The organism is Paenarthrobacter sp. NPDC089714, from assembly GCF_044748905.1.
In the GTDB taxonomy this organism is placed as follows: domain Bacteria; phylum Actinomycetota; class Actinomycetes; order Actinomycetales; family Micrococcaceae; genus Arthrobacter.
Genome location: NZ_JBIVGX010000010.1, coordinates 157516 through 168950, shown reverse-complemented (window position 1 = coordinate 168950; position 11435 = coordinate 157516). Strand labels below are relative to the sequence as shown.

General features: G+C 63.4%; 5 protein-coding genes. 1 reads left to right on the top strand and 4 read right to left on the bottom strand.

Annotated features, from left to right (window positions below):
- Nucleotides 1–339: 339 nt before the first annotated feature.
- From ACIPY3_RS17045 to ACIPY3_RS17035, 3 genes are read right to left on the bottom strand one after another with little or no spacing between them, the layout of a single operon-like run.
- Nucleotides 340–3990, bottom strand: coding sequence for a 1,4-alpha-glucan branching enzyme (locus ACIPY3_RS17045; RefSeq protein WP_400336031.1), 3651 nt, complete (start codon nt 3988–3990; stop codon nt 340–342).
- Nucleotide 3991: 1 nt separating this feature from the next.
- Nucleotides 3992–5788: a maltose alpha-D-glucosyltransferase gene (treS, locus tag ACIPY3_RS17040; protein WP_400336029.1), complete on the bottom strand. Its 1797-nt coding sequence runs from the start codon at nt 5786–5788 to the stop codon at nt 3992–3994.
- Entirely contained in the window at nt 5789–7870 is a 2082-nt protein-coding gene (locus tag ACIPY3_RS17035) for an alpha-1,4-glucan--maltose-1-phosphate maltosyltransferase (protein WP_400336027.1), read from the bottom strand.
- A gap of 131 nt (nt 7871–8001) precedes the next feature.
- On the opposite strand from ACIPY3_RS17035, the gene glgP reads away from it, so the two are divergent.
- A complete protein-coding gene (gene glgP, locus ACIPY3_RS17030; protein ID WP_400336025.1) occupies nt 8002–10626 on the top strand; it encodes an alpha-glucan family phosphorylase in 2625 nt (874 codons plus the stop codon).
- A 62-nt stretch (nt 10627–10688) separates the two neighbouring features.
- Here the strand turns inward: glgP and ACIPY3_RS17025 are convergent, their stop codons facing one another.
- The gene (locus ACIPY3_RS17025) at nt 10689–11432 is read right to left on the bottom strand and encodes a hypothetical protein (protein WP_400336023.1); all 744 of its coding nucleotides are present in this window, start codon (nt 11430–11432) and stop codon (nt 10689–10691) included.
- Between the last annotated feature and the right edge of the window lie 3 nt (nt 11433–11435).

Sequence of the window (11435 nt, the reverse complement as noted above, 5' to 3'; positions counted from 1 at the left end):
AACAAACTTGGCACACTATTGAGTTCTCAAACAACAGACACTAACCAGCACCACCAGCAACCACACAGGCCACCAGATCGCTCCGGAGCAACTTTCCAAACTTACCCGCGCACTTCATCCGAGTCAAATCGGCAAGCTTGACTTGATTTTTCCTTGCGGTTTCTTGTCAGCTTGCGATCCCTGCTCGAGGAGCAGCGCGGGTATTAACTATACGCCTACTCTTCCCGGATCGCAAAACCGAGGGAGGGCCGCTCCCTCGGTGGCCGCGAAAACCCCGGAAACACAAGGAAGGAGGGCCCGGTCCCATGGAGACCGGGCCCTCCTGTCCGGCAAAGCCGACTAGTCAGCCAGCGTGAACCACGAGGCGCCGAGCGGCGGAAGTGTTACGGTCAGCGCGGCCGGCTGGCCATCCGTACCGGGCGAGACAGCCTTCAACGTCCCACTGTTCACCACACCGGAACCGCCATAGGCTTCGGCGTCGGTGTTGAGCACTTCCCTCCACTCCCCTGCCGACGGAACCCCCAGGATGTACCCCTCGTGCGGCCCGCCGGAGAAGTTCACGGCACAAACCAGCGCCTTGCCGTCACGGTCGTATCGCACGAAGGTCAGGACATTCCTGTCAGCGTCTCCACCATTGATCCATTGGAATCCGGCGGCGTCGTTGTCCTGGCTGTACAGGGCCGGGGTGTCCGCGTAGACGGCATTGATGTCCTTCACCAGCAACTGGAGTCCGCGGTGCGCAGGAATGTCGGCAAGGAACCAGTCCAGCCCGTGCTGCTCGGACCACTCTGCTTCCTGCCCGAATTCCGTGCCCATGAAGATGAGCTGCTTGCCGGGGTGGGCCCACTGGTATGCGAAGAAGGCGCGGAGGTTGGCCAGCTGCTGCCAGCGGTCGCCGGGCATCTTCCTGAGCATGGAGCCCTTGCCGTGCACAACCTCGTCATGGCTGATGGGCAGCAGGAAGTTTTCCGAGAACGCATACACCAGGGAGAACGTGATGGTTCCGTGGTGCCACTTGCGGTTGACCGGGTCTTCGGAAATGTACTTCAGGGTGTCGTGCATCCAACCCATGTTCCATTTGAGTCCGAACCCAAGTCCCCCGTGGCTGGTGGGAGCCGTGACTCCCGGGAAGGCCGTGGACTCTTCGGCGATGGTCACTGCACCGGGGTGCGTCTTGTAGACCGTGGCGTTGACTTCCTGCATGAAGGAGATCGCCTCGAGGTTTTCGCGGCCGCCAAACTTGTTGGGCCGCCACTGGCCTTCCTCGCGGGAGTAGTCCAGGTAGATCATGGACGCAACCGCATCCACCCGCAGCCCGTCGATGTGGAATTCGTCGAGCCAATAGAGGGCGTTGGCCACCAGGAAGTTGCGTACCTCGCGCCGGCCGAAGTCGAAGATCAACGTACCCCAGTCCGGGTGTTCCCCCAGTGCCGGGTCGGAGTGTTCGTACAGCGCCTCGCCATCGAATTGGGCCAGGGCCCACGAGTCCTTGGGGAAGTGCGCGGGGACCCAGTCCAAGAGCACGCCGATGCCCGCCTGGTGGAGTGAATCAACCAGGAACCGGAACTCGTCAGGGTGCCCGAACCTGGATGTCGGCGCGAAGTAGGACGTGACCTGGTAGCCCCAGGATCCGCCGAAGGGGTGCTCGGCCACGGGCATGAATTCCACGTGGGTGAAGCCAAGCCACTTCACGTATTCCACGAGTTCCTTGGCCAGTTCCTTGTAGCCAAGGCCGAGGCGCCAGGAGCCGAGGTGGACTTCGTAGACGCTCATGGGCGAGTTGTGCGGATCGCGCTGGGCACGCGCCGCCATCCATTCCGAGTCCTTGAAGCGGTAGCTGGAGTCAACTACCCGGGATGCTGTCAGTGGAGGCACCTCCGTGCCAAACGCCAGGGGGTCGGCCTTCTCCACCCAGTGGCCGGCGCGGGTCAGGATCTCGTATTTGTAGCACGCCCCTGCTACAACCCCGGGAATGAAGGCTTCCCAAACACCGGACGAACCCAAGGACCGGAGGGCATGGTTCCGGCCATCCCAGCCGTTGAAGTCGCCCTTGACCCGGACTGCCTGTGCGTTCGGCGCCCACACAGCAAAAGAAGCACCGGAGACGTCCCCCAGCGAGGTGCGGTAGTCCTGCAGGTGCGCGCCCAGGACGTCCCAAAGCCGCTCGTGCCGGCCCTCACCGATGAGGTGCAGGTCCACTTCACCCACCGTGGGCAGGTAGTGGTAAGGGTCATCAATGGTGACCGTTTCGGCGTCGTACACCACTTCCAAGCGGTAATCCGGCACGTGGCCGGCCTGAAGCGGTTCCAAAACCGCTACCCACACGCCATTGGATTCGTGCTCCATGGGCGTGCGACCGGTTTCCGTCACCACCGTCACGGACTTGGCTAGGTGCTTCACCGTGCGGATGGTTACGTGGCCATGATCGTCAAGGTGCGCGCCGAGCACGGAGTGCGGTGCATGGTAGGCACCGGCTGCCACACGGGCCAAGGTCTCGGGGTCCACCGGCATGGGGACCCGGGGCCGTTCGGTGCGTGCAGAGCCAGTCATGTCATTACCTTCCGCTGTAGCCGCGGCGTGCTTGCCGCGGCTCGTTTTGTCGAGGATGTGCCGTGCTGCGTTGACCGGAATGGACAGCCAGTCCGGCCGGTTCCGCAGCTCGTAAACCACCTCGTATAAGGCCTTGTCCAGCCACAATGCCACAAAGAGCGGCGAGCCGCGGTCCACGGTTCCGGGGTTGACTTCGGCATAACCGGCAAGGAACGCTTCAGCGCAGTCCTCCACCCAGGATCCGGACACCGTGGCCTCCGCATTTTCACGGACGGCGGCACCCGCGGCGTAGTCAAAGGAACGGAGCATTCCCACCACATCGCGCAGCGGCAGGTCCGGAGTGTTACGTTCCTCGATGGTGCGAAGGGGCTCGCCCTCGAAGTCGAGGATGGCCCACCTGCCCGGCTCTCCCTCGGCGGCTGGAACCCAAAGGATCTGGCCGAGATGAAGGTCGCCGTGGACGCGCTGCAACTGGCCAACGGCACCGGCATCCAAGGCGGACAGCAACTCATCAAGGTTCTGGTCGTAAGGCCCGACGGCGGCAGCCGCCTCAGCCCACGACTGGCGGACCCGCTGGGCGAGCGTTGCGACAATGTGGGCTCCCTGGCCGCTGCCGTCGATCGCACCGAAGGTTTCCGAGAGACGCGCATGGACTGTTGCCGTGGCAGCACCCAGCCCGCGCGCTTCAGCCGTGAAGTCGGTTCCGGAGGCAGCAGCCTCAACCGCCAAACGCCACGCGTCCTGGCCACCGTGCAGGAACTCGTGGGCAACGGTGAGCTCACCCGTTGATGGATTTCCCGCCGAGTCCCAGGAGCCGGTGATCCAACCGAGCGTGGCGGGCACCTCGCTCGTACCAGCCGCGGTGAGGGCCGCACCCAGCTCGATTTCCGGGTTCTTCCCGGCCGCCAACACACGGAAGATCTTCACGATCGCCGACGATCCGCCGTCGTCCACTATGACGGAAGTGTTGGACTGCTCGCTGGAGAGGACCTTCACGGAGGTGGGGCGCCCAGGCAAGGCAACCCGTCCCCGCGCGAGGTGACCGCGGACGGCGCCGTCCCCTGCCGCGCCGCCTTCGCGCATGAGTTCAAGCCACGACCCAATGAAGGCGTCGTCGAAGACGGCATCGTAGACCAGTTGCAGGCCATGCTCCGGGTCCGTTACCTCGCCAAGCAGGGCGGCCGGCGCCTCGGCCAAGGGCTGGCTGCGGAAGCTCAAGGGGACCTGCACCACGTCGGTCCGGGGACCGCCGTCGGACGTCCGGTATGTCACTCCGAGCAGCAGGACCTCCGAGGCCGGCCTCCCTCCCGGATCCGGGAGGTGGAAGCCTCCGACGCGCTCCAGCGCAAAGTCGGGATTCTTCACCGGGAACCAGCGTTTGGTGGGCAGCCAGTTCCGGAGAAGGCTTTCAATGGCGGGGTTAAGTGTTCCCTTGCTCATCTCATCCTTTGGTCGACACCACGGGAATCGCCTGCGTAAAGGGCGACGATGGGTTGGAAGACGCAGAGCGCAGCCGCAACCAGTAGAAGTTGTGGCTTCCCAACATGACATTGAGTTGGCCGTTATCGCCCACGGCGGGGAAGGGCTGACCGCCGAAAATGTCCCGGAATCCCCTGCCAACAAACTCAGGCAGGTCCAGGGAGGCGGCCACTGGATGTTGTGAAAGGTTGAAGACGCACAGGATGGTTTCTGCGGTTTCGCCTTCGGCATTGCCCGGCGGAAGTTCCCGGACATACGCAAGAACCACCTCGTGGTCGGCCTCGATGTGGCGGAAGTTGCCCAGGCCGAACGCGGGGTGGTTCTTGCGGACGCTGAGGATTTGCCGGGTCCACCGGAGCAGCGAACCGGAGTGCGCGGCCTGCGCCTCCACGTTCGCCATCCCGAAGTTGTACACGAGCGACTGGATCACGGGGAGGAAGAGCTTGCCGGGATCCGCACTGGAGAAACCTGCGTTGCGGTCCGGATTCCATTGCATCGGAGTGCGCACGGCATCCCGGTCGTCCAGCCAGATGTTGTCACCCATCCCGATCTCGTCCCCGTAGTACAGGAACGGGCTTCCGGGAAGGGACAACAGCAGGGCGTTGATGAGTTCGATCTCGGACCGTGAGTTGTCCAGCAGCGGTGCCAGCCGCCGTCGGATGCCGATGTTCGCCCGCATGCGGGGGTCGGGAGCGTACCAGCCGAGCATCGCCGCACGTTCGTCCGCAGGCACCATCTCCAGGGTCAGCTCGTCATGGTTGCGCAGGAACGTTCCCCACTGGGCACCCCGGGGGATGCCAGGTGTATCGCGCAGCGTTTCGATGATCGGCGCAGCCTTCTGGTCCCTCAACGCGTAGTACAGGCGGGGCATGATGGGGAAGTGGAAGGCCATGTGGCACTCCGGCGCATCCTCGGTCCCGAAGTATTCCACTACCTCGTGCGGCGGCTGGTTCGCTTCGGCGATGATCACCCGGCCCGGGTAGCTCGCGTCCACCATCCTGCGCAGCCCTTGGAGGAACTCGTGGGTCTTGGGGAGGTTTTCGCAGTTGGTGCCGTCTTCCTCGAACAGGTATGGAACGGCGTCGGCCCGGAAACCGTCGATGCCCTGATCCAGCCAGAACCGGATGACGTCGTGCAGGGCCTCCACCACGGCGGGGTTCTCGAAGTTCAGGTCAGGTTGGTGGCTGAAGAAGCGGTGCCAGAAGAACTGGCGCCGGATGGGATCGAAGGTCCAGTTGGATTCCTCCGTGTCCACGAAGATGATGCGTGCGTCCTGGTACTTCTCGTCCGTATCGCTCCAGACGTAGAAATCGCCGTAGGGTCCCGTGGGATCTTTCCGTGATTCCTGGAACCACGGGTGCTGGTCCGAGGTGTGGTTCAACGGGAGGTCGATGATCACGCGCACGCCGCGCGCGTGGGCTTCTGCCACGAGCCGCTTGAAGTCGCTGATGGTGCCGAACTCGTCCAGCACCGAGGTGTAGTCGGCAATGTCGTAACCGCCATCACGCAAGGGCGAATGGAAAAACGGCGGCAGCCAGAGGCAGTCAACGCCCAACCACTGGAGGTAGTCCAGTTTGTCGATCAGGCCTTGGAAGTCTCCCGAACCGTCGCCGTTCGCATCCGCAAAGGCCCGGACCAGTACTTCGTAGAACACAGCCTTGCGGTACCAGTGGGGATCATGCTGGAGACCGGGAGCGTTCAGCTCGAAGGTGTTCTTCGGAGTGAAGTACTGGCTCGGGTTTTGCGGAGAGAAACTCACTTAAGGCTGCCTCCGGATGCTGAGCACATGGGCCGGCTCAACGTGGGCGTCCAGGCGGACGTAATTGTGCTCGCCCCACGCCCAGCTCTGGCCGCTGATGAGGTCGTCAACCCAGTAGCGGCCATTCTCATCCAGGTCCGCAGGGTCCAGGTGCAACGCTGAGAGGTCCAGGGACACTGTGCTCTCACGGGCGCTGTGCGGATCCACGTTGACCACGATGATCAGTGTGTCCTTGGTGCCGTCGGGGAGGGTCTTGTGCTTGGAGTACACGATCGTGGCGTCATCCGTACTCCGGTGCAGGGTCAGGTTCTGCAGGTCCCCCAGTGCCGGGTGGTCCTTGCGGATGGTGTTCAGCCGCGTGATGTAGGGAGCCAAGGTGCGTCCCGACTCGGCAGCGCCGTCCCAATCCCTGGCCTTGTACTCGAACTTCTCGTTGTCGATGTACTCCTCGGCGCCCGGCCGGGCCACGTGCTCATACAACTCGTAGCCTGCATACACGCCCCAGAGCGGGCTGGCGGTCGAAGCGAGGGCGGCACGGACCTTGAAGGCCGCAGGTCCGCCGAATTGCAGGTACTCCGTGAGGATGTCCGGCGTGTTCACGAAGAAGTTCGGCCGGAAGAAAGCCGCACTCTCGTGGCTGACTTCGTGGAAGTACTCCTCCAGTTCGGTCTTGGTATTGCGCCACGTGAAGTAGGTGTAGGACTGCTGGAAGCCTGCGCGGCCAAGCGCATGCATCATCGCGGGGCGGGTGAAGGCCTCGGCAAGGAAAACCACCTCGGGGTTCTTCTTGTTGATCTTCCCGATCAGCCATTCCCAGAACCACACCGGCTTGGTGTGCGGATTATCCACGCGGAAAACCTTCACGCCGTGGCTGATCCACAGCTGCACCACCCGCAGGATTTCCTTGGAAATTCCCGCAGGATCGTTATCGAAATTCAGCGGGTAAATGTCCTGGTACTTCTTGGGCGGGTTTTCCGCATAAGCGATGGTGCCATCCACGCGGGTGGTGAACCACTCCGGGTTGGAGGTGACCCAGGGATGGTCAGGGGCTGCCTGCAGCGCAAGGTCCATGGCCACTTCCAAGCCCAGGTCATTGGCCCTGGCCACGAAAGCGTCAAAGTCCTCGAAGGTTCCCAGCTCCGGATGGATGGCGTCGTGGCCTCCGTCCTTGGAACCGATGGCCCACGGCGAGCCGGGATCCTGCGGTCCCGGGGTCAGCGTGTTGTTGCGGCCCTTGCGGTGCTGGAATCCGATCGGGTGGATCGGAGGCATGTAGATGACATCGAAACCCATCTCCGCAACGGCATCCAGGCGCTTGGCTGCAGTGCGGAAGGTGCCTGATGTCCACACCCCCGTGGCGTGGTCCAGGACGGCGCCTTCGGAGCGCGGAAAGAACTCATACCAGGCGGCACGGCCGGCGAGGTCCCGTTCAACCTTCAGCGGGAACCGCTCGGAGACGGTTACCAGCTCACGGATCGGGACACGCCCGACGGCGGCCAGCACCTCTGCGCTGAAACCGGCAGCAAGCCGCTCTTCGGCAGATTTGGTGGTGTCGGCCAGCGCCACTGAAGCTGCGCGGAAGGTGCGCTTGTCAGCTGCGCTGCGGCCGGCGTCGTCATCTGCTGCCCCGGCCAGGAGCACGGCACCTTCGGCGAGCATCAACTCAACGTCGATTCCTGCGGCCACCTTCACTTCGGCGTTGTGGTGCCACGTACCGTAACGGTCGTGCCAGGCCTCGATGACGAAGGTCCAAGGCCCCGCCGCCGTGGGCGTCAGCAGGCCTTCCCAGCGGTCACGGCCCTTCCACTGTTCCTGTTGGGACGGTTCCAGACGCACCCGCTGGCGTTCCTTGCCGCGCGGATCCAGGAGAACTGCCGAGACGCCCAGCTGGTCGTGTCCTTCGCGGAACACCGTGGCGGCCACCTGGATGTCCTCGCCGGGGAGGGCTTTGGCCGGGAAGCGGCCACCCTCAACCACTGGCTGGACGGCTGTGATGGGGAACCGGCCGAAACGAAGTCCGTCGGTGATGTCCGTTTTGGTCTTGGATTTCAGAGCGGTGCTGGTTCGCTGGATATTCGTCACAAGCACGACGTTAGCGACAAAAATCACAGAATGCTAAGCACACGACCTTTCTTCTCGACGCAAGATGTCTTTTACCTAAAAGAAACCCAAAGCGGTTCCGGCTGCCATGTGAGTCGGTTAGTGTGGCGCTCGTGAAGGCAATTCGAAGGTTTACAGTCCGTACCGTCCTCCCCGAGTCCATCCGGCCTTTGGCCCGTCTGGCTACCAATCTGCGCTGGTCCTGGCACCGGCCCACCAGGGAGCTTTTTGCGAGCCTCAACCCGGCTCTCTGGGAGTCCGCGCAGCACGACCCCATCGCGCTGCTTGGATCGATCAGCCGCGAGCAACTGCAGGAGCTGGCCACCAACGGCGACGTTGTGAACCGTGTGCAGGAAGCCGCCGCCGACCTGGACCGCTACCTGAGCGAACCGCGCTGGTACCAGGGCCTGGGCGAGGACGCGCCAAAGTGCATCGCCTATTTCTCGCCCGAATTCGGTATCACCGAGGTACTCCCCCAGTACTCCGGCGGGCTCGGCATCCTCGCCGGCGACCACCTCAAGGCCGCGTCCGACCTCGGCGTGCCGCTCATCGGCGTCGGCCTGCTCTACCAGGCCGGCTACTTCAAACAGTCGCTTTCCCGTGATGCCTGGCAGCAGGAAACCTACCCCGTCCTCGACCCCGACGGCCTGCCCCTGACCTTGCTCCGCCACCCCGCCAAGGATGGCGTACCCGGCAAACCGGTCCAGATTTCCCTACCGCTGCCCAACGGCCGGGAACTCCACGCGCACGTGTGGCGTGCCGACGTTGGGCGGGTTCCGCTGCTGCTGCTCGACTCCAACGTGCCCTCCAACGACGAAGCCGCCCGCGGCATCACCGACCGCCTGTACGGCGGTGGCGGCGACCACCGGCTCCAGCAGGAACTCCTGCTCGGCATGGGCGGCGTCAAGGCCCTGCGCGTCTACCAGGAGCTCACCGGCACCCCCGCACCCGAGGTCTTCCACACCAACGAAGGCCACGCAGGATTCCTTGGCATCGAACGCATCCAGGAAGCCATGGCGGACGCCAACGATCCCCTCACGTGGGAAGAAGCCTTGGCCGCAGGCCGTGCCTCCACCGTGTTCACCACGCACACTCCCGTTCCCGCCGGCATTGACCGCTTCGAGGCAGTGCAGATCAAGCACTTCTTCGAGGCCGGGCTTGCGCCCGATGTGCCCGTGGACCGGATCCTGGAGCTGGGCCGCGAGAATTACGACGGCGGCAACCCTTCCGTTTTCAACATGGCGGTGATGGGGTTGCGCCTGGCGCAGCGCGCAAACGGCGTGGCCAAGCTCCACGGCGTGGTGTCGCGCGAAATGTTCTCCGGCCTCTGGCCGGGATTCGACCACTCTGAGGTACCCATCACCTCGGTGACCAACGGCGTGCACGTGCCCACGTGGGTCGACCCGCGGATCTCGTCCCTGGCCCGTCACCAGTTCGGTGCCGAAGCCGAAGCCCTGGGCCGCTGGGACCTGGCTTACAACGTCAGCGACGAGGACGTGTGGGCGCTCCGCCGCGAACTCCGTGTCCAGCTCATCGAGGACGTGCGTCGACGCCTGCGCGCCTCATGGAAGAAGCGTGGCGCCGCTGACGCCGAGCTTGGCTGGACCGAAAAGGTGCTGGACCCTGACGTACTGACCATCGGCTTCGCCCGTCGCGTCCCCACCTACAAGCGGCTCACCCTGATGCTCCGCGACCCCGCCCGCCTTAAGGCCCTGCTGCTGGACCCGAAGCATCCCATCCAGCTGGTCATCGCCGGTAAGTCCCACCCCGCGGACGACGCCGGCAAGAAGATGATCCAGGACCTGGTGCGCTTCACCGACGACCCCGAGGTGCGCCACCGGATCGTGTTCCTGCCCAACTACGACATTGCCATGGCACGCACCCTGTTCCCCGGGTGCGACGTCTGGCTCAACAACCCGCTGCGCCCGCTCGAGGCTTGCGGCACATCCGGCATGAAGGCCGCCATCAACGGCTCGCTCAACCTGTCCGTCCTGGACGGCTGGTGGGACGAAATGTACGACGGCGAGAACGGCTGGGCCATCCCCACCGCCAACAATGGGGCATCCGCCGACGAACGCGACGACATCGAAGCAGCAGCGCTTTACGAACTGCTCGAAAACCAGGTGGCACCGCGCTTCTACGGCACCACCGTCTCCCAGGGTGCCGGAGCCGCGGGTCCTTCCGAATCCAGCACGGAGAAGGTCCCCACGCACTGGGTGTCCATGATCAAGCACACCCTGGCGCACCTCGGCCCGGCCGTGTCCGCCGAACGCATGCTGCACGACTACGTCAACCTGCTGTACTGCCCGGCTGCCGTTTCGGGACGCCGCGCCAGCGCCGACTCGCACAAGGAAGCCAAGGAACTCGCCGCCTGGACATCCAAGGTGCGCGGCGCCTGGCCCGGCGTAGTGGTGGAACACGTGGACTCGGTCGGTTTGTCCGAGGAGCCCCAGGTGGGTGACAGCCTTCAGGTCAACGCCTACGTGGCGCTCAATGACCTGTCACCGGAAGACGTCTCCGTTGAGGTAGCCTTTGGCCGCGCCGAGGAAAGCGACGAACTCGACGACGTGGTTGTGGCCGAACTGGACGCCAAGGAGGACCTCGGCAACGGGCGGCACCTGTTCCACGGCTCCCTGGTCATCAACCGGTCCGGCTCCTTTGGCTACACCGTCCGCGTGTTCCCGAAGCACTCCGCGCTGGCATCGAAAGCTGAACTTGGGTTGATCGCGAACGCGTAGCAAAAACTTTCCTGGCCCGCTGTTCCGTTGTTGCGCAACCACGGAACAGCGGGCCAGCGACGTTAATGCCGTGTTGGTGCCTTGACCATGGTTGAGATACTCTCCCAGGCGCCCGTTTCGTTATTGAGAATCATGGATTCCGGGCCGGATCCCTGTACCTCCCTCAGACCGTACTGGTAGCCCGTGATGGCATATTCGCTATGGCTACCATCCTTCGACACCTGGGGCAGCATGAGGGCGACGTATTCCTTGCCAACCTCCACATCAATATCGTCCGTGATCTTCGCTTGGACATACTTTGAGTCAGTCGGCTTCTGGCCACCATTGAGTTGCAGAATCTTGTCTTGTTGTTCTTTGTTGAGGCTGTTCCAATATTCGTCGTAGGTGACCGTCCCACCAACGCGCGAGTATACGAGCTGGGCGCCCGGATTCAGTTCTCCTTTGTAGACTTCCCGAATGGTCATTTTCCCGAAGGTCTGCGGGAAAACGGGTTGCTCTGACATCGGGCTGGAGGTACGGCCCCCCTCGATCGACTCTATTTGCACCCTGGCAACCAAGGGGTACTTGTTGAACCCGTAGAGGGGGTCCTTCGGGTCCCACAGGAAGTCCACATCAGTTCCCGCATGCTGTATCTGTTGCCGCGGGATGCCTGCATAGGCATCGGCGGAGCTGTGTACTAATGATTCTGATGCCTGCTGACCGGAGCCAGAGCGCTGCTCAGAATCAGGGTTTGGCGCGCAGGACGGTACGCCGGCCAGGATCGTCGCGACTAAGAGAAGAAGCGAAATTTTGTGCGATTTCGACATGAT

What these genes read in the sequence shown, in the direction of transcription:
- ACIPY3_RS17025 (WP_400336023.1), bottom strand. Translation starts at nt 11,432, where the DNA reads ATGTCGAAATCGCACAAAATTTCGCTTCTTCTCTTAGTCGCGACGATC.
- ACIPY3_RS17045 (WP_400336031.1), bottom strand. Translation starts at nt 3,990, where the DNA reads ATGAGCAAGGGAACACTTAACCCCGCCATTGAAAGCCTTCTCCGGAAC.